The following is a 20,852-nucleotide window of genomic DNA, read 5'->3' on the forward strand; positions in this document are numbered from 1 at the left end:
TGTACATCTTCTCTATAGAGTAAACGTATCAATGGAGGATTCGGTTTACTTTCGGACGATTATTGTTCGGGTTGGCCCGAAACTTTGCGCAGCTCATTGGCAAGTCGATGAAATTCTTCCCTGGCAGCCGTGGACGACGTCGCCTCATATCCAGCCGAAAGGAAAGGTATGATCACATTGGCATCTTTAGGAGACAAAGGATACGACACGGGGGGCTCAGGTGGTGCTATCGTATTCCACCAACCTTCATTCCCATACGATTCATCGTAATCCACGCCAATCCCATGCTCAACCACATCGTTTAAGTATTGATAAATGTTTATGAAGCTGGACTTTTTACCTCCGCTCCAAGCATACGTTTGCCAAAAATGAGAGCAAGCTCCCGCGTTCCGGACGGCTTCCATCACGGTATAAGAACCATATACACCTGTCGTATACTCGGGTGTTGCCTCCCTTGCTGCCCGGATATAGGCAATAACGGTTGGCATTTGAGCACTTGAGGCATCAAAATCGACAGCAAAGTAAATACAACTGCCAGGTGGTTGCCCCAAATTATGAGCAACCTGCACAGCCGTTGCCCCATCAGCCAAACCAGCGCCTCTTCCACCGAGAGCTCGATTCGCCGTTGTTTCGAAAACAGAAACGATTTGCAGTCCTGCCTCGCTGATCGTGTCCGCTTCCCTTTTGGTTAACGCTTTGTAACCACTCGGAACGAGATATCTGGCCACAAACAAGTAGCCATCTTTGACGAAAGCAGCGGCGGTTTGTGCCGTTAAAGGCGTTGAACAATCAAAACCTTTGGTCACTTTCTATCACCTATTTTCTACTAGTTTCCTACAGGATATGCGTAACGAGGCTTGATCGCTACAAGGACAAGTTGAAAGCCTATCCAGGTACACACAAAAAGGCTCTTTCCCATTAAAGAAAAGAACCTGTCATTCAACGATTGATGTCCTTAATCTTCTTTTGTTCCAAACCTTTTGGCATTCCTAGCACGCGCACGCTCGACTTCGACCTCGCGATTACGAGGTTCAGCATTGGTGACTAGCGAGTCCAACAGATTCCGGGCGACTAGACTAACCTCCTTGACAGCTTGATTGAACGCTGCCTCATTCGCCTTCGAAGGCTCAGTAAAGCCCGAGATTTTCCTAACAAATTGCAATGAGGCCGCCTGAATTTCATCATCGGTAGCCAAAGGATCGAAATTGAATAGTGTCTTAATATTTCGGCACATAGCTTTCTCCTTTTGTTATCGTTATACGCTTAATTTTACAATAACATCCGAAAATAAGCACACTATCCATTCATCATTGCAAATAACCGTCGCACCTTGTGCATTTTACTCAATTATAGGAATAAACGAATAAAGGCCCGACGAATATCGTCAGCCTCTATCCTTTTCAAACTATTCATGCTTAGTATTATTGATAACCTCGGTACGATGAACCATACGAATTGCCATAATTCGTTTGTTGTTGAGGTTGCTGCATATTTAAAGACTGAAAGCTGCTTTGAGCCGTTTGTTCAAGCTGTCTGCACAACTGGGAAACGTGTTGTAATTGTTCAATAGCCATTTGGTGGCCTTGCAGCGCAGATTGAATGATTTGGACGGCTTTTTGTTCCCGTTGTGCTAGCTCTTCAAGTCTCAATGCGTTTTGCTGCTCTTGTTGAAGCATCTGTTGGTACATCTGTGAAGATTGTTGCGTTTGGTTTATGAGTTGTGCAATGATCCCTTGCGTTTGTTGAAATTGGTTATTGATATTTTGGCCTTGATACATTGAAAATCCTCCTCATTTTTTAAGTTTTAAGCTTCCACTAAATCGGGTCTTTTAATTTGTAGAGGCGGGGGGACAAGCCACCCCTTTTCTTTGCTTAGTCGAAGAGCCTTTAATCCAATAGCAGCCTTGGTGATATGGTACTTTGCAAAAAGAGCACCTATGTCTTCACGAATAGACTTGCCCATTACCTGACTGCAAGTGATCAGCCCCGCCGCCAGATCTGCCGATACCATAGCTGCGATCTCGGGATCAGTGAATCTTGCTCCGATAGGTATCTCTTCTAATTTCGCTTTTGGGCGGTCAGGGTGTGCCGGATGAGGAACGATACCATTACTATTAAGGATTTCGTCGCACTCTTTAACTTCTAGCTCGGCTTGGTTGATGATATCGCCGATGATCTCTTTTAAGTCTTTATCTCCAGCATGATAACTTAAAGCTCTATAACCCGAAATACATCCCTTCGCTGTCATGGAGAACTGCCAAACATCATAAACCTCCCCGTAATGCAAGGGCTCGTCCTTGGGTTTCCCACTTAAAATCCCCATCCAAACCTCTCCTTTCTTAACTTCCTTTTTGCAACCTTGTATAAGATCTCTCAGATGAATAATTTTTATCCCCACAAAACAAAAAAACCTGATTTCTCAGGTTTTCATCGATAACTATAATTTCTGCACTATTGGCTTGAATGACTAGGATTGGTTAGACCACTCATTCTTTTGAACAATTCCTTATTGCATTGATATAACTCTCTAAAGAAAGCGTACTGCTCTTCATAGACGGATCTGTTCTTCAAAATAGGCGTAATCGGTCTCTCGGCTTGCTTCACCACGATCTCACACGCCTCCTCTATCGATGCGTATATGCCTGCTCCTACTCCAGCCATCATGGCCGCTCCAATGCAGGCCTGCTCTTTCATAGCGGATGGATACAACTCACGACTCAGCACATCTGCAAGTATCTGCAGCCATACAGCACTTTTAGCTCCACCACCAGCCATCACGATTCGGTCAACGCTCACACCCAATGCCACTAATACCTCTAACCCATCACGCAGCCCAAAAGCCACTCCCTCCATGACAGATCGAACCAGATGTGCTTCAGTGTGTTTCAGCGTTAAACCGAACATGGCACCTCTGGCAAAAGGGTCCATATGCGGGGTTCGCTCCCCTGTCAAGTAGGGCAGGAAAATAAGCCCTTCTGAGCCTGGGGGAACCTTAGCAGCACTTTCATCCAGTGACCTGCTGTCCTTATTTTGAAGGATATTTTCTGTTAGCCATCTATGTGATAATCCAGCGCTCAGCATCGCCGCCATCATATACCATTTGCCCGGTGCCGCGTGGGTGAAGGTATGCGTTCGCAGCAAGGAATCATAGGTAGGTGTAGCTACAGGGACAAACCATTGTCCTCCTGTGCCCAGCGTACACGAAGCCTGCCCCTGGTGTAAAATCCCATTGCCAATAGCCTGCATGGGCTGATCTGCGCCGCCAAAGACAACAATCGTACCTGCTGGAATGGCACAATCGGTTGCTGCCTCAGCTGTTAGCGTTCCTGCAACCTCCCAAGGCTCACGAACAGTCGGCAGCAGTTGCGGATCAATTCCGAGCTGTCCCAACAGTTCTCTGGACCAACACTTATTGGCTACATCATAAGCTAATGTGCCTGATGCATCCGTTGACTCGGTTCCTATTTCGCCGGTTAGCTTGTACCTGATATAATCCTTCGGCAGCATGACTTTCCATATCTTCTCATATGTATCCGGTTCATTCTGCTTTAACCACAACAGCGATAAAAGCAGAAAGCCAGTCGCAGCCCGGTTCTGTACTAGCTTGCCAAGCTGCTCGATAGAATACATCGCCTCAAGCTGTTCCTTCTGTTCAATTGAACGCTGATCGCACCATATAATCGCCGGCCGAAGCACCCGTCCGTCCATCCCGATCGCAACAAGCCCATGCATCTGCCCAGATAAGCCAATAGCATAACGGTTGCTGCTACCTGAGCCTGCTTGCCTGACGGATTCAGACAAGGTTTGTCGTACTGCCTCCCACCATTGCTGAGGCTCTTGCTCCGCATAGCCGACCAAAGGCGAATGAATATCATAGCTTTGTTGAGATAAGCCTACCACCCGTCCCGCGGGGTCCATGGCAGCCGTCTTCACGCTGGAAGTCCCTAAATCTATTCCGAGAAGTGTTGTCATTCTATATCCCATCCATTTCCTAAAAGTTCAGCCTGTTTTTGTTGTCTAGTATGGTCATATCCTATCTGTGCAAGCATCTGCATGAACAATTCTTCGACACTCGAGGTCACTGTCCCTTTAGGAAAATCAGACTAGCTTGTGATATACGTACTAAAATGTAAAAAGCCCCTCCATTTCATCGGGAAGAGATGAAATCGAGAAGCTTATTTGTTATAAAATAATAAAAACCCTTATACCAAGGGTTTCCGTGCTATGGGCCCAGAGGGACTCGAACCCCCGACCAATCGGTTATGAGCCGACCGCTCTAACCAACTGAGCTATAGGCCCAAAGTAAAATTTGGTTGCGGGGGCAGGATTTGAACCTGCGGCCTTCGGGTTATGAGCCCGACGAGCTACCGGGCTGCTCCACCCCGCGTCATTAGCTGCCGCTCAACAGCGACAAAAATAAATATACACTAAATGCGCGGTCTAAGTCAAGCGTTAATTTCTAGGGTATTTCGTTTGAATTACGTGTTGTAACGAACGCCAAATCGCCCTTTTTTGGACTTAAATACTTCCACTTCTTGTGGGCATTCATAGCCGTAAATCCACCAGTCCTCTTCCATTCTTTTCGCCAAGCAGCCTGCTTGAAACTTCGAATCGTATAATTTTGCCCAATATATCCAGTTCATTGCATTCACTCCGTTATGTTCATATCGTTAATCCTATCTTATCCAAAATAAGGCCACCTTATGAGCACGCCTCCACTAAGCAATGAGTTACTGCTCAAAATAAAGCAAAAAACTACTTGGAGATGCTCTAGAGCATTCGTCCAAGTAGTTTTCATTGATTTAACTATTGTTTGAAAGTAGTCAACAACCGTTTAACGGATTCACCAAATTCGTTCGTAAATGTCTCATATACTTTGACCTGAATCGGGAAGTCCAGTTGGTTGGATCTCGCATTTAGGTTAATTGTGTTTGTTCCATTGTATAAACGGCCTTCGCCTGACAAGGCTTCAACTGATTTTCCAACAGGATTTCCAACATTATCGAATAATTCGAATGAGAGCTTACTGTTAAACTTATCTACCGTCACTTGCTTATCCGGTTTAATGTCCAGATCGAGCATCAGCTTATAATCATAAGTCATATTACCTTGGAAAATAGCTGAAATTGACCAATCTTTAATAGTAATACCATACGGGTACACGTCCAGCGTTTTGCTCGTTGGATCATTCTTCTGAACAGGTACTTTCGCCGTCGCAAGCAGTGATTTATAGGTCGTTTCTCCACTAACTTGTTGGCTGTAAAGGTTCATTTTAAGGCCTTCACCCTTTTCAGACGCTGGAAGTGCATATGAATAGCTAACGACATACGAGGCATTAGGAACAACACTTAGTGCGGTAGCTTCCTGTCTTCTTCCTCCATACGCATAACCATCTTTACTAACAAGTTCCGTTTGGATCGCCGGAATTGGGATTGGACGGTCACTGTTGTTCGTCAATTTAAACTTCGCCACAGCCGTATTAAAGCCATCGTCTTCATTACTTGTTACATGTAATTCAACCAACGAAACATCGACATTGGAAGGAACGAATTTATTCGTAGAATCCAGTTTAACTGGCGTACCTAAGGTATATTCTGGGGCAGGGATGACTCCCTGCGTCGCAGCTCCTGTAGGGAGAAGAATATTGACGCGTCCTACCCGATAAGTGTCTTCTTGGAACTTACCTTCACTCGTCGTAATGGCAAAACTCTCTGGTGTCACTACATTCAGGCTAGTAAATTCCGTATCCAGATCAGTCGGAATGACAATATGGATATATTTCTTCTCACCTGGATCTAGCATGACGGAAGCTTCGGCGCGACTGCCGGAATAAACGTTATTTTCTGTTTTCCCATCAATCCCAAAGTTAGGTACGGTTTGACGTTCTTTGGTCGGATTTACAACTTGAATTTGCACAACCGTAGAAACGCCTTTAGCTGTAATTTCCTTATGAATGTCCACAGGAATGAATCCAAGGGATGAGCGCAAAGAAGGTAAGGTAAACGCTTCTCCCCATTTAAGAATAGCGGTTGGTTTCGTTATGGTGCTGTCACTGCCATTCCATACGTTGCCAGAGTCAACTGCTACGGAAAGCAGTGTTGTTTCTTCTTTCGGGTACACTTCAAGATCTACATCTACAAAGCTGAGGTCGGTAAGAGCAACATCGTCACTCCGCTCAACCGTCGTCAAGTAGCTGAGCTCCTGCTGGCTCTTGGGTTGTATGGATTTAGGGTTTTTGGCACTTGGCTGCAGCGTATATTCGATACCATCGGCCATCCGAACCCGCAGTTCATAGTCAGGTACACGAGAGATTTTACCACTCGTATTTTTAATTCGAATGACGGCACCCAATTTCGTTGAATCCGACGCGTGCTCATTGAGAATGCTTTTAATTTCGACCTCAATTTTATCCTTTAGTGTATAGCTTATACTTGTATTTGATGCAACTGCTGCTGCCGAGTTTAGACCATCCGCAGCCCATGCAGGAAAAGATGCTGTTGTTAATATTGCAGCTGATAGAACAATGGTAGCTAGTGATCTCTTCATCGTCATATTCACTTGTTTCTCCTCCTCAAGTCTTTGTTAGTTACCAATTTTTATTTTATCTTGATCTTTTAGTTGATGTTGACCGGATATAACAAGAATTTCGTCTTCTTTGACTCCGGAAATAACTTCCTGATTGGTCTCATTTAATCGACCAAGTTCAACTTTACGCTTTTGTACGGTTTCACCATTCACAACAAAGACAAAATTATTACCACCTTCGCGAACGATGCTTAGACTTGGAACGACAGGTACATTTTGTTCATCATCTTTGGTAAGTTCCACCTGTGCTTTGGAGCCTGGGTTCAGCTTGCCATCAGGATTCGGAACCTCCAATTCCAGATCATAAGCTTTGGATTGTCCGTTAATCACATCTGATAAGTAAATCACTTTGGCTCCGGCTTTCGTCGTTACCCCAGGTATGTAGAAAGTCAATTCGCTCTTGCCTCTAACAAGGTTAGCCGATGCTTCGGTAAGCTGGGATTTGATTTTGACCGGATTCGTCTGTTGAACTTCCCCTACGCGGCCGCCTGGCTCTAACGTTTGACCGACAGTAACATTGAGATCCGTCAACACGCCGGAAGCTGGTGCTTTCACCTCAAGGTTGCTAAGAGCTCTCTCGATATTCTTAGCGTTTACTTGCGCCGATTCTAAACTAGTCTCTACTTGTGCGAGCGAATTCGTCTCTTGCAATGTTTTCAATGATCTACGTGCGCTTGCTAAATCTTTCTTTCTATTAATAAGCGCCGTTTCCGCCTGCTCTAATTGAGATTTCGTTGCTGTCCCTAGATCATATTCATTGCGCACCGTGTTGTAGGCTTTCTCTAGATCACTAACGGCGGTCTCCAACTTAGATACGCCATCCTTGGCATCTTCAATCCCGTTGGAAGTCTTCTGTTTAGCCTCTGTCAGTCCTGCTTGCGCCCCTTTAATATTAACAGAATTCAAATCCTTCTGTATAAGAACATCCGTTGGATCCAAGCGGAAAAGCACTTCGCCTTTCTCTACGATATCTCCGCGTTTCTTCACGATTTCGATGACTTCGCCACCAGACTTCGCGACGATATCTAATTGAACGGATGATACTACGTCTCCAACTTGTTCAACAGGCTCACCAATCTTTTGCTTGGCAATTTTGGCCGTTTTCACTACCTTGACCCCTTGCTCGGCTGCAGCAGTTGTTGCTGCCGGGCTTGCTGCTGGTGATGCGGAACATCCTACGGCTATCGCCGCGCTGAGCGCGACGATACCGAATAATTTGGTACTCTGTTTAATCGTAAACAACTGACGTTTCATATTCGTTTTCTCCTTTTCCCATGTTCAGCTTATTGGTGGGCAGATGTTGCTTGCTCCGATTGGATGGAATTTGATTTCCCTTTTCTCTTGAAGAGGCGGCCTTCTCTTTTCTTAAATAAGATCTCGTAAATAATAGGCACAATTACGAGTGTTAGCAGAGTTGAAGTCGTAAGACCGCCAATTACTACGACAGCCAAACCTTTTGAAATGATCGTTCCTTTGGATAATCCAAGTCCTAAAGGCAACAGTGCAAGGATAGTAGCACCTGCCGTCATGATAATAGGTCTTAAACGCGTAATTCCCGCTTCAATAAGTGCGTCACGAATCGAATAATCTTGCTCTCTTAGTTGCTGTACGCGGTCTACGAGTACAATCGCATTTGTTACAACGATACCGATCAGCATGAGGAAGCCAATGAGCGAAGTTACATTGATTGATTCGCCCGTAATTAGAAGTCCTAAGAGGCCCCCAATAGCTGCAAGCGGCAGTGAAAACAGAATGGCAAGGGGCGCTCTAGCGTTACCAAAGGCAATAACCATTACCATGTAAACAATGAAGATGGAAGCAATGATGGCCATAAACATTTGCATGAAGCTTTTTTGAATATCATCAGATACACCCTTCACTTCACGAGTGACGCCTGAAGGCAGTTCTAACTTCGCCAGTTCTTCCGTAATTTTCTTGCTGACGCCGCCTTTATCCGTGGCATCAATTTTCGCTCTTACACTGACAATTTGTTCTTGATCTTCACGACTAATGCTATTTGGCGCTTCAATCTGTTTGACTCGAGCTACTTCATTTAATTGAATCGTTTGACCAGTAGGAGTCTTGATCAAGAAAGTACCCAGTTTATCCACAGAGTTTTTGTAAGCAGGATTCAACATAACCTTGGTTGCATAGGTGATATTATTAAATTTCAGATCGCCCAGCTTCTCTTCCGCTATCCAGGCGTTGACGGATTGTAAAATTTGAGCACTAGAAAGCCCATACAAGCGTGCTTTGTTTTGATCTACTGTAATCTCGACTTCGGTTTTGGAATCACTCAAGCTGTCTTTAATGTCATTCAGCTCAGGGAACTCCTTCATTTTATCTTTAACCAGCTGCGATGCTTGCTTAAGATAAAGCTGGTCATCCCCTTTAAGGGAATACGAGAAATCAGCTCCAGTTGAGGTAGGTGGCCCACCGGTAAACAATTGTATATTCACATCGGATCCTGGAGGCATCAGTTTCAACATATCTTCCTTATACGTTTTGACACCTTCTGTCGCATCGGTTTCTGCTGTTAGCTCAAAAAACATCATCGCTCTATAAGCATACCGATCACTGCTCTGGTTGTAACCTACAAGGGATTCAATGTACTTGAATGCAGGTTTACCGGTTTTGTCCGTATGTAATTTCAAATCTTTTTCAAGTTCTTTGGACTTCTCATTCATCATTTCGATGGATGTTTCTCGCGGCATTTTAATCTCAATGACCCCTTGTTTAACGGCTTCACTATTGGGCATGAAAGCCACCGCTAAATTAGGTACTGTAATGACGATTGAGATGACAAGGGCAACGCCAGCCATCAATAAAGTTTTGATGCGGTTATTCAAGGACCATATGATCGCTTTTTTGTATTTCACACCCATAGGTCCCACGTGATTATCATCGTGATTTGTAAGCTTCTTGCTTCTAAGCACCATCAGCTTCGCCAGCATCGGAATCACCGTTAAGGCAACAATCAATGATGACAATAAAGCTACAACAAGTGTAATAGCAAAAGGACGGAATACTTCACCAACTACCCCACTTACGAATCCAATGGGACCAAATACACCCACTGTTGTAATTGTAGAGGAAGTAATCGCGCTTGAAACCTGTTTCGTTGCTAATTTAATAACAGATTCGTTACGCTCTTGAGCTTTTTGCAGCTGACTATAGATATTCTCAATAACGACGATACTGTCGTCCACGACCCGCCCGACGGCAATGGCCATTCCTCCTAACGTCATGATGTTAAGGGATATGCCCAGAGGTCCCATAACTAGTAACGTTACAAGAATCGAAAGAGGAATCGAAACGAGTACGATAATCGTCATACGTATATTACGCAGGAAGAGCAAGATCATTAAAGAGGCAAGCACTGCGCCCAATCCGCCTTCTTGCACCATACCGTGGATGGAATCTTTGATATCGTTGGCCGAATTGTAAATTTTGTGGAATTTTACGCCAGGCAGCGTTTGTCCCCAATCTGTCATAAGCTTATCTGCACTATCTGCAAATTCTACAGCATTCGCTGCTTTCGTTTTGTAAAGCAGTACACCGATGGCTGGTTGATCATCTAATCGTGCAATGAACTTGGACTCGCTGATTGCTTCAACTTTGGCAATTTGCTTGAGAAGAAGTGTATCGCCTGTTTTCGTTGTAATTTTCAAATTGTCCAAATTGTAAATCGTATCCATTTCACCTTTGACTCGAACCATCTGCGTGTTTCCATTGAAATCTACCGTACCCGCAGGGCTAGATACCAAAGAGGCTTTGATCAAACCCGAAACATCTGCCGGGGTTAGACCATAATTATTTATCGCAGGCGCATCCAGCTTAATGGTAAGTACTGCATCCTGATTGCCTACAGAGTCGACATGGTCGATTCCTTTGAGCCCATTAAAGCCAGGAAGAATCGTATCTTTGTAGGCTTTATCCAGCTCGGTTTGGTTCATTCCTGCCTCACCATAAACCGCTAAATAATAAACCGGTTCGGAAGAAAATCCTGCTGTTAACACTTTAGGCTTCTCAGAGCCTTGAGGCAGCTTAACATTGGAGATCAAGCTCTCCACATCTTTCTTAACATCTTCAGGCTTCTTGTCTTGGTCCAACTCCAGGATAATCTGTGAGTAATTGTCCTGGGACCCGGAGCTCAGGGTTTTCAATCCATCCAGCCCAGCGACTGCCTTCTCTAGCGGCTTCGTAATTTCATCCAACACATCCTTGGGAGGTGCTACGTATGTAGTACTAATAATGACGACCGGAAAGGTAATATCTGGCATACTTTCTACCTTTAATGTGGTTGTAGAATACGTTCCTCCTACGACCAACAGCAGCATGACGATGAAAATCGCTGCCACATTTTTCATTGAAAACTCGATTAACTTGGACATTCTCACTTCTCCCCATCACCAGCTTTAATACCTACATCCTTATTACTCACTTAATCATAATACTTGGAAATTATTAACAAAACATAAACTAGAATTGAAAATTTTATGTTTTTTCTCGGTCAGGATTTATTATAGCTCTTCATTTTGATAAAAACAGGTGAGGGAAGTCATATTCCAGTCATAAGATTGTCATATGACTATATGCGGTTTGCGGCTGAGAGGGCCTTTTCGGTCTTCTCAGCTTACAGATCCAAGCTGAGACTCGCGAGGCCTCAGCTTTAAGCGCCTTTTCCGACCTTATTCGGCGGGAATGCGCTGAGGCTCCAGCTGAGAGGGCCTTTTCGGCCTTCTCAGCTCGCAGATCCGAGCTACAACTCGCGAGGCCCCCGCCTTAAACATGCTTCAACTACCCAAAAAATAAAAAGCGAAGGCTGGGGTGCCTTCGCTTCAAATAATGAATTAGTCCGTTGTAATAAACCAATCAGCTTTCTGTGTGGCCAGCAGCTTTCTCTGACCTTGAAACTCGTCATAAATACTAAGTGTATATTTCTCTAAGAATTTGGTGTTATAAATGAGGCCCGGATCAGGATTTGTAATCTTGAAATTCTCCCGCTTGCCAAGACGGATCTTCGTATCTTCATCTGCGGTTGAGTCTCCGTTAATAACGTCAAAGTCTTTGAAATCAAACTTTTTCTCAAATCGTTTAATCCCACCGCCATCTTCAAAAACAAGCAGCAAGTTATGGCCTTCGGTATTAATTTCTGTCAATTTTTCTTTGCTTAACTCGTAGTTGAATTTTAAAGTAAATACTTTATCCTCAATTGATGTCCCAATCTTATCAATCGTAATTGTATAGGGGAATAATTCAACATTTTTAAGTGTTGTTGCTACGTTTGTCTTCTCATCAGGCAGCCAGTAGGAAACTGGGTTCACGTAGGAATCTGCAACGGCTTTTTCACCTTCAGACAACTTCCCTTCGGTCACTGCTTCTCCTAGAAGCAAGTTCATATTCGCTGTAGTGTAACCTTTTGGTACAGAAGCCCATACATTTAATAGCGCTTTTCCTGTTGGACTAATCTTGTTCTTTACTTCAGCAACAGTTGCCGGGAAAACAGTTCCATCCGATGATCGGAAATTGGCGACGAACTTGGATACATTCGTAAAACGCTTCTCCAAATTGGTTGCTTCCACCATCGCGGAGTACATGATATTCGTTTTATCCTCATAAGTGGAAACACTTCGAACAACATACTTCGCTTTACGCCCAATATCATTGGATGTATAGGACTGCCCCATACCAATGAAAGGAATAGCCTGAAGCTCCGCCTGTGTAGAAAACTCCAGCACATCCGTTGCAGTAGCAGTGCCCGTACCCGCCGGCGGTGTTTCTCCCTCATTCTCTTGAAGAACTAATTTAATTTGAGAAAATTCATACGTATACGGCACTTTACCTGCAATTTGCAAATTAACGCTCGCTCCTGCTCCCAATCCGATTACTTTCGCCGTCTGAATGAGCTTGGCATCAATTTTCACAGCGCCATCAAGCAGGAAATACCCTGATAATTTCGGGATAGGAAGTGACTCTTCACCTTTATTACTTAGTGTCAAATCGGCTGTTAATAAGTCTTGATCTTCCCAAGGCAGTCGGTGCAATCCATTAAGCTGAGTTGTATAAATACCGGATTTACTTGTGAAGGAATACTCCTTACCCACAGAGCCGCCTTCTTGCTGCGTAACGGCAGGCAGCCCAAAATTCGCAACGGAAACATTCAATTTCAAGTCTGGAATTGTTTCTGCCACAGCCAATTGCCATGCTTCAGCGGCAACGGCTACTGGAATGGAACCCGATAGCTGAATTTCTTTGCTTTCCTTTGGATTGATCTTCAAATCTTTCAATCCTTTGGCTTCCAGTGGATAAAGCAACCCCTCTTTCGTGCGAATTGAGAAGAGGTAAGAAGGAATCGTAACGGTATGATTGCCAGCATTCTCTAAAGTTACATATACGGTGGGAACATGATATTTTTCATTCTTATTGCTGACAAACTTTTTAATTGAAGCATTCACGTTGGTTCCATTTACAGAAATGGCTGCAGCACCATCTGAAGGCGTTACGTCTGTATAGGTGTCCGGTACGGCGACTTCACCCAGAACACGCTCAAAATTCGACTGACTAAAATCCCATTTAATAAATTGGATAACGAGATCTTGCAAGTTCGTGCTAGTGTTAACGGTCGCATAGAATGTTAAATCTGTCGTTGAACCGGGAGCAACCCGGTTCTTATCCTTATCTGCTGGCAGCAAGCGTGCTGAAAATTGATTGCCGGATTTGCTTTTCAACCGTACCCAATAATCTATGAATTGCAGCTCGCTGCTCCCTTCGTTATGAATAGTAATGGTAAATGTCGCAAGCTTGCCGCTTTGATCAGGTAAAACATGGATCTGTTTCAATTCAAAGTAACTGCTTCCTGTGATGGCAACCTTACCTACAGTCGAAGTAATAGCAGTAGGATTGCTATCCGCCCAAACGGGCGTTACAGCTCCAAGTGTCAATGCAGCAGACAAGGCAATGGTTGCCAAACGAGTATAGCGTATCTTGTTGTTCATGGTAATAAGCTTCCTCCTTCATATGTTCATCCTTTAAGAAATTCCATCCTGCTTAGCCAGCAGGCACAGCCTGCTGTATCATCGGGTTCATAGGTGCATTCGGATTTTCCTTCATTTGTTTGAGCATCGCATCCCCCTGGGTTTGCCATTGCTTGAGCGCTTCGCGAGCTGTCGTTTTCCCTTGAAGGACATTCATAAACTGTGTACGACCAATTTCCTGTACCTGATAAATGTTAGGATTAGTACGATAAATCTTGGTGTTAGTATCTATTGGAGCTGGCGTCACATTGTAGAAAGCTTCCATGTGAAATTCCAACCCATCTTTGGGCTTCAAATATTTGGAGCGGGCAACCAAGTTATAGGAACTATGAGATTTCAATTTTGCCCAGTCATCGCCATTAATGAACTTTATGAATTTCCAAGCATCATCAGGGTTTTGCGCTTTGGCATTTATACCCATAATACCATTCATATAGATGGATCCGCCAACACCTTTTGCTTCCGGGTGAGAAGGAATCGTTACGACATCCCAGTCGATTGGTGTGTAACCTTTATAATTGGCTGCATTTTTGTTCGCATTCGTAAGCTGTTGAATTTGACCATAATTGATAATCGCCATGGCTAACCGGCCTGACATGAAATCATCATACGCAAAAGGATTATTTTGATCATACTGACGGTTCATTTGCTTCTGCGGATCCATCATCTCTGGGAATACGTTCTCTTTTTGCATCTGAGCCATTTTTGCCCAAACTTTTTCCCATTGGTCTGTATCCACCGTCATTTTCTCACCGGCGTCATCAAACATTTTTAATTGCAAGGGAGCTGTGTACATTTGCATGCCATAGAACAAATCTCCGCCTTGAGATTGCGTTGTAAATGAGAAGCCATTGATGCGGCTCTCCCCTTCCCCTTTAACAAGGCGTTTGGAAAGATCGAATGTCTCATCCCATGTCATCCCATCCTTAGGAAAATCGACGCCCGCATCTTGGAACATTTTCTTATTATAAATGAGTGCCGAGGAGTTGAATGTCGGCGCAAGTGCGTAAAGCTTACCACCGCCTGCATTTTTCATACCATCGATAACCGCTGGAACGATTCCGGCCGTATCGAATTTATCTTTTGTTATTCGTGGATCAAGCTGTGTCAGCAAGTTGCTTTCAATGATATCCGGCAGTTGTTCATAACCTACCATAACTACATCCGGTGGATTATCACCCTGCATCACTTCCTTCAGCTTCTCCGTGGGATCAGGCATCTTCTCCCCAGGTTGAACGTTGCCATAACGGAATTTCTCATCCATCGTTGGAATCATTTCAATCTTGATATTCGGATTGGCGAATTCAAATATTTCGGTGAATTGTTGTCTGAAATATTCGTCATCACCACCGTACATCATAGAAGTCGCGATCTTAAGCACGCGCTCCTGAGTATCATCGGCTTTTTCCCCTTTGGTACAAGCAACAGCTAGTGGAGCCACCATAGCCAGTGTTAAGGTTGTAGCAAGCATTTTACGTGATATCATTTTCATTTTCATTTTGATTTTCCTCCAACGGTTTGTGAATTAGGTTCAATTCGTTCGATTCCTTCGTTCGCAGATAAATCCTTCGGTGCTTTAATCATAATTTTCTCGCCGTCAAACTCCATCGTAGCTTTACCGTCAATTTGCAGAGCGCTCAAGTAAGCCTTCGGAACCTGCAAACGTCCCGCTCGGTCTAGTACCACATACTCCTCATGGTCTTCACTTGTGAGTCCTGCCGACGTTCCATCGAGCGCCGAAATCGAAGGATTGCGAGCAATAAACTCCGAACTTGTCATGCCATCTCGGATAGCAACGACTCGCCCTACCTTGCCTGCCATGGACATATCGTGGGTAACAATGACAATCGTCACTCCCAATTCCTTATTCAGCCGTTGGAAAATAGAAAGAATCATATCCGCCGTCTTCGTATCCACCGACCCCGTCGGTTCATCCGCAAGCAGTAAACGCGGACGGTTAGCAAGCGAAATCGCAATAGCCACACGCTGCTGTTCCCCACCTGACAGTTCTTGCAGCTTGTTATTCAAACGATGGCTGAGCCCCACCCATTCTAGCAATTGTTTCGCGTAGACTGGGTCATAGTTCCCACTGAGCATCATCGGCATTTCTACATTCTCGAGAGCGGTGAGGTACGAGACAAGATTTCGCGCATTATTTTGCCAGATGAAGCCGACCGTATGTCGTTTGTAATCAACTAGCTGTTTGTCGGTAATCTTCAGTAAATCCCAATCGCCGACTTTCACTTGACCTGCAGAAGGGCGGTCAAGCCCTCCTAATATGTTCAGCAATGTGGACTTGCCGCTTCCGCTATTCCCGATAATGGCCATAAGCTCGCCGGCGTCGATCTGAATATTTAGCCCTTGCAAAGCGACAACTTCAATCTCGTCTGTTTTATAAATTTTGACTAAGCCCTCGCAAGTAATCACGCTATTTCTCCTCTCCCAGCTTCACAGCCTGATGAACGCGTAGCCTTCTAATATGTAAGAACAGCAGCAGGGCCCCTGTTATCATCATGAAAGCAACCACGAAGTATAGCTGATAAGTGTCTTTGGAATCGAAAACAACTCGGAACGGCGGCACCTGCGTCTTCACATTCTGTGAAGTTTGTAGGAAAGGCAGGAAGAAATAACTCGTTAGCTTGCCAATTCCGATGCCTAGCGCGATGGACAATCCAGCCGTAAAACCTTGTTCAAGGAGAAGCATACCGGTCAATTGTTTGCGGGAAAGCCCCATGGCGCGAAGCACCCCAAACTGTACAACTCTGCTAGATAAATTAAAGAACCAATACAGCATATAGCCAATTAAGGATACGATCACAGAGACTAGAAATCCCAGGCTAAGAATACCAAAGACGCCGCCTCTTGCTGGGAGTTTCTTCTGAATAATGAGCTCGTTACGAACATCCTTCACGGAAACTAGCTCAATCCCCTTGGCCTGCAGAGCAGTAACAATCGGTGCAACTTTCGCGTCCGGTTTCATTTTGACCCATACGTCATAGGGAGTAATAGGTGCTTGGTCGTATATGTAATCCAAATTTGCGATGAAAAATGGTGTCTGATCCGGATATTGACTCGGCCAATACGGTAGAATACCAACAATGACGAATTCCACAGGCTGCTGACCGATAGTAATCGAAAGCAGATCACCCGCTTTAAGCGCATATTTACTTGCATAATTCGAAGGAATGATGACAGCTTGCTCATAACTCCCTAGCAAATTCAGGTATTGATTCGGATGAGCTGGGAATAAATCGGGCCGGAACCAAGCTACTTTGGCAAAATCCGCATTATCGATCCCCATGATCATTCCCTGTCCGGTTGATTTGCCAGATACAACGACGTTTCCTTTCGTCTGCAAAACTCTGGCTACAGCCTGGACGCCTTCTAGATCACGGAACATTTGAAATGGAGGCTCGACGTAACGAATCTTGGTGGGTGTCTCCTCTCCAGGTTTCGGGCCACCTTGACCTTGGCCTCCACCCGCACCGGAGCCACCGCTGCCATTGCCACCGTTATTACCTCCAGCACCAGATGTCCCGCCTCCCTGAGCTCCACCGCCGCTATTGCCTGCGTTCGGATCCTTCGGCAAGTCGTCTGAGAAGCCTTCCCATACAGTTTGCAGCACAACATCGGTACCGTATTGATACAAGATCCGCTCCGTCGAGTTCAGATCAATCGTACGAGCAGCTGAAGAATTGTACACGCCGAGGCCGAGCGTAAGAATGAGCAGCAGCATAAGCGGGTAATAGGCTTTGGCTGAGCGGGAAAGCTGAACTAGCGTCAAGTATAGCGGCACGGGCAGGAATTTCCGTCCAAGCCAGCCGAACAAACGCAGCAGCCACGGAAAGATGCGCAGAAAGAAAAGTCCTAGCGCAAAGATCGAGAGTGCTGGAACGAAAAACAGCAGCGGATGCACCTGTAATTGATCGGTCGTTAGCCCTGTTTGTACGGATAATACTTGGCGTTGATCAAATAAGTAGAAGCCGTAGCCAACAAGTCCTAACAGTACGATGTCGATGAACCACCGCTGCCATAGCGGCGAGCGGTCTGACCTTGCGAGCTGCTGCTTATAGTTGACGATCGAAGATCTTGCGAAAAGGACAGCTGGAATCACACTGGCAAGAATCGCAATCAGAACAGCGAGCCCGCCGTAGAGCATCGCCTCATTTGTAAAACTAACAGGAATCGATTTACGATCAACGAACGTTAGAAATCCGCTAGAAGAGCCGATACTTTTTGCCATGAACCAGCCCATAAAGGGTCCAATCAGCAGTGCAATCGCCCCAAGTAATAAACCTTCCAGAAAGTAAATTCCAACAATTTGCTTCGTGCTGCCTCCACGGCTTCGCAGGATGGCAATCACACCACGCTGTCGATCAAGCGATTGTCTGGCATTCATCACAATGTAATAGAAAACCATCGCAATCATCGGGGCCGCTAATGTGAATAATAAAATCTGCATCTGCAAGCTTTGGGCTTTGAATTCAGTAAGAATCGGCTTAAACGATACATCTACCTTTGTATTCTTGAGTTTTTGGAACAAATTGATATCCAGACGCTCCAAACGGTTCTCGAGAGGCGACAATTGACTGGTTTGGATATTGCGCAGATCGAATGCATAATACCAATTGGCGAGCTGAAGCGGAATTTTCTTCTCCGTCAACAACGTCTTCATAAAAACATCATCATGAATAATAAGTGCGTTTACTAACCCTTCTAAGCCTTGAAACCAATAAGCACTCGTTTCATTTTTGGGTTTGAAGGAACCAACGATCTTCACTTTTAACAATTGACTGCCGCTGCTACTTGCGACCGAATAACTGAATACATCCCCTACATGCAGATCGTTTCGAAACAAAGCTTCTTCTAAGACCACAGCTTCCAATATGCCATTCTGAACTTGCCCAGAAGCCATCTGGCCGATTGACCATTCAACCTGATCGGTTAAACCGCTTAGCGTCGTTAATGTCATTTGTCGACGTTTACTAGGATCTGCTTTTGTCCCATCTGCGGGAGTTAGCTGAGCTCCTTTGATGGTATAGCTTCTTGCATAGGTCTGTAATGGAAAGCCAACATCTTTCGGAATTTCATCTTGTATGTACACATTGACGTCTTTGAGCTCTTCCAACCCTGCACGTTCTGTCCCAACAGCTTGATAACGCATGAGCAGTGAGCCTGCTGGAAGTCCCTCGCTCTTTTCTTCTAACGATTTGGCGACGACTCGCTTCAGCGACCCATCGGCATACATCGGAATGCTCGTGGTGAAAGCAACAGCCATCACTAGTCCAAGCAAGGTGCTGAGCGTTAGCCAGCGGGTATTCCACATTTTCCGAAATAAAAACCGCAGCATCGGCATGGACATTAGCGACCCACTACTTTCTGTCCAGCTGTGAGACCTTTTACAATCTCCACATCCGTTGACGTCTGCTGACCGATTTCCACGTCCACTTCCTTCTTATTTCCCTGATTATCAATGACTTGGACATAATTCCGCCCCGAATACGAGCGAAGTGCAGCCAGAGGGATCGTCGTGGCGTTTTCTTTTCTTTGTGTAATAATCGTGACACTTAGCGGTGTTCCACGATTCAGTCCTTTCGGAAACTCACTAAGCTGAACTACCAGATAATTATCGATCGTATCCTGCTCACCTTGCCCACCTTGACCAGGAAAACCGCCGTTATTATTGTTGTTCCCAGCTTGCGGGTTCGGCAGCTGCTTCACTTTCCCTTTGTGCTGGCCGGCCGAATTAATATCCACCTGCACGTCCATGCCAATAGCTACTTTCTTCGCATCATCTGCACTAATACTTGCAGCCACGGTTAGTTCATTCAAATCGGCGAGAGTCGCAACGGATTCCCCGGACTTCACGGTATCGCCTTTTTTGGCTGTTACAGTGACGATGGTTCCGCTGAACGGAGCGAGCAGCTGCGCTTTACCCACTTGTGTTTCAAGCTTGGTCAGTTCTTCACGCTTCAACTCAAAATCAATCTTTGCCTGTTCGATTTGCTCCGGCGACATTTCATCCGCTTTCCGCAGCGTTTCAATCATCGTCAGCTCATCCTTACGTGTTTGAAGCTTCTTCCGCTTCAAATCGCTCGCCAGATCCGAGACGTCGAGTTCCGCGATCGGCTGCCCCTTCTCAACAGAATCCCCGTTTTTCACAAGTATGGCACTGATCCGTTTGGCGGACATATCTTCGGAGAAAAACAGCTTCTCCTCTTGCAAAGCCATTAACCGCCCACTCCCTCTCACTTTCGTTTCAAGGGTTTCCGTTTTCACTGTGTATTCAGGCTTTTTGGAAAGCTTAGGCGGATTAATCGTCGGAAGCGATTCTTCTTCCTGCTCCTTAGGCAAAAGCGAACATCCAGAAGCAAGTAGTAATGTCGAACATACAATCAGTGCAGCTAAAGGCTTCATCGTCCAATTACGTGACGAATCTTCCGTCCACCATTTCGTAAACATGATCGGCAACCTCCAAAATTGTAGGGTCATGTGTTGTCATACATATCGTGACTTGCTCGGCTTTCATGATGCTGCGGAAAACGGACATAATCTGCGCACCCATCTGAGAATCCAGCTCAGCTGTAGGCTCATCCGCCAGAATAAGGGAAGGCCGATGTGCAATCGCTTTCGCAATCGCGACACGCTGCTGCTCACCACCGGAAAGCTCATAAGGACGATGGTGCATCCGCTTGCCAAGTCCGACGAGCTCCAGGCAATGCTTCACTCGCTCTTTCCACTGGGAACGCGGAATCCCCGCCATTCGCAGCGCCAGCTCCACATTTTCCCATGCAGACAACAAAGGCATTAACGCATAGGATTGAAAAATAAAACCAATTTCCTTGCGACGTATCAACGTCCGTTCATCGTCACTGCTGAGATGAAAGGCATGCTCTTGAAACAAAATCTCCCCCTCATTTGGCTGATCGAGCCCCCCAATTAAATTAAGCAGCGTTGTTTTCCCCGAGCCGGATCGGCCTTTGAGCATGACTAGCTGCAGCGGGTTGAGCTCCATCTCAATCCCTTTCAGAACCTCTAACTTCTGACCTCCAACTTGAAAAGAGCGGTGTACAGCACTTACCGTTAATAACGGAGAATGGACTTGGCTTAGACGAGAGGAACGTTCATCAGCATGAGGTTCCTCATCGATAGCTAAAGCGCCATTTGCGCTTCTTTTACGAAACCATCTTGCCATTTGGTATGTCTTCCTTTCATTTCCAAACTGTATGT

The 20,852-nt window shown here is 45.2% G+C and carries 15 protein-coding genes and 2 tRNA genes; all 17 read right to left on the reverse strand.

The window, feature by feature from the left end:
* Positions 1–59: 59 nt before the first annotated feature.
* The 17 genes from QFZ80_RS18840 to QFZ80_RS18920 all read right to left on the reverse strand — a co-directional run bounded on the left by QFZ80_RS18840 (position 60) and on the right by QFZ80_RS18920 (position 20,817).
* Positions 60–806 (reverse strand): DUF1906 domain-containing protein, encoded by a 747-nt coding sequence (locus QFZ80_RS18840; protein WP_307555264.1) that lies wholly within the window; start codon positions 804–806, stop codon positions 60–62.
* A gap of 149 nt (positions 807–955) precedes the next feature.
* Complete coding sequence (locus QFZ80_RS18845) at positions 956–1,234, reverse strand: DUF2277 domain-containing protein (RefSeq protein WP_307555262.1); 279 nt, start codon at positions 1,232–1,234, stop codon at positions 956–958.
* A 187-nt stretch (positions 1,235–1,421) separates the two neighbouring features.
* Positions 1,422–1,778: a hypothetical protein gene (locus QFZ80_RS18850; RefSeq protein WP_307555260.1), complete on the reverse strand. Its 357-nt coding sequence runs from the start codon at positions 1,776–1,778 to the stop codon at positions 1,422–1,424.
* A gap of 26 nt (positions 1,779–1,804) precedes the next feature.
* Positions 1,805–2,323, reverse strand: a complete 519-nt coding sequence (locus tag QFZ80_RS18855) for a DUF3231 family protein (protein WP_307555258.1) — start codon at positions 2,321–2,323, stop codon at positions 1,805–1,807.
* 128 nt (positions 2,324–2,451) lie between these two features.
* Complete coding sequence (gene xylB, locus QFZ80_RS18860; RefSeq protein WP_307555256.1) at positions 2,452–3,972, reverse strand: xylulokinase; 1,521 nt, start codon at positions 3,970–3,972, stop codon at positions 2,452–2,454.
* Between the two features lie 253 nt (positions 3,973–4,225).
* Positions 4,226–4,299 (reverse strand) — tRNA-Ile (locus tag QFZ80_RS18865).
* Between the two features lie 11 nt (positions 4,300–4,310).
* Positions 4,311–4,387, reverse strand: a tRNA-Met gene (locus QFZ80_RS18870).
* Positions 4,388–4,478: 91 nt separating this feature from the next.
* The gene (locus QFZ80_RS18875; RefSeq protein WP_164484139.1) at positions 4,479–4,643 is read right to left on the reverse strand and encodes a hypothetical protein; all 165 of its coding nucleotides are present in this window, start codon (positions 4,641–4,643) and stop codon (positions 4,479–4,481) included.
* 163 nt (positions 4,644–4,806) lie between these two features.
* Positions 4,807–6,558, reverse strand: a complete 1,752-nt coding sequence (locus QFZ80_RS18880) for a hypothetical protein (protein WP_307560479.1) — start codon at positions 6,556–6,558, stop codon at positions 4,807–4,809.
* Positions 6,559–6,582: 24 nt separating this feature from the next.
* Positions 6,583–7,839: an efflux RND transporter periplasmic adaptor subunit gene (locus QFZ80_RS18885; protein ID WP_307560481.1), complete on the reverse strand. Its 1,257-nt coding sequence runs from the start codon at positions 7,837–7,839 to the stop codon at positions 6,583–6,585.
* 29 nt (positions 7,840–7,868) lie between these two features.
* Positions 7,869–10,979, reverse strand: coding sequence for an efflux RND transporter permease subunit (locus QFZ80_RS18890; RefSeq protein WP_307560483.1), 3,111 nt, complete (start codon positions 10,977–10,979; stop codon positions 7,869–7,871).
* Between the two features lie 459 nt (positions 10,980–11,438).
* Positions 11,439–13,583 carry a hypothetical protein gene (locus QFZ80_RS18895; protein ID WP_307560485.1) on the reverse strand — a complete coding sequence of 715 codons (2,145 nt, stop codon included), beginning with the start codon at positions 13,581–13,583 and terminating at the stop codon, positions 11,439–11,441.
* Positions 13,584–13,635: 52 nt separating this feature from the next.
* Positions 13,636–15,120: an ABC transporter substrate-binding protein gene (locus QFZ80_RS18900; RefSeq protein WP_307555245.1), complete on the reverse strand. Its 1,485-nt coding sequence runs from the start codon at positions 15,118–15,120 to the stop codon at positions 13,636–13,638.
* Positions 15,117–16,049, reverse strand: coding sequence for an ABC transporter ATP-binding protein (locus QFZ80_RS18905; protein ID WP_307555243.1), 933 nt, complete (start codon positions 16,047–16,049; stop codon positions 15,117–15,119). Before QFZ80_RS18905 ends, QFZ80_RS18900 begins: the two co-directional genes overlap by 4 nt.
* A gap of 1 nt (position 16,050) precedes the next feature.
* Complete coding sequence (locus QFZ80_RS18910) at positions 16,051–18,984, reverse strand: ABC transporter permease (protein WP_373460123.1); 2,934 nt, start codon at positions 18,982–18,984, stop codon at positions 16,051–16,053.
* On the reverse strand, positions 18,984–20,084 hold the full coding sequence (locus tag QFZ80_RS18915) for an efflux RND transporter periplasmic adaptor subunit (protein ID WP_307560487.1): 1,101 nt from the start codon (positions 20,082–20,084) through the stop codon (positions 18,984–18,986). Before QFZ80_RS18915 ends, QFZ80_RS18910 begins: the two co-directional genes overlap by 1 nt.
* Entirely contained in the window at positions 20,047–20,817 is a 771-nt protein-coding gene (locus QFZ80_RS18920) for an ABC transporter ATP-binding protein (protein WP_307560489.1), read from the reverse strand. Before QFZ80_RS18920 ends, QFZ80_RS18915 begins: the two co-directional genes overlap by 38 nt.
* Positions 20,818–20,852: the final 35 nt, after the last annotated feature.

Origin of the sequence: Paenibacillus sp. V4I7, from assembly GCF_030817275.1 — a bacterium.
Taxonomy (GTDB): Bacteria; Bacillota; Bacilli; order Paenibacillales; family NBRC-103111; genus Paenibacillus_E.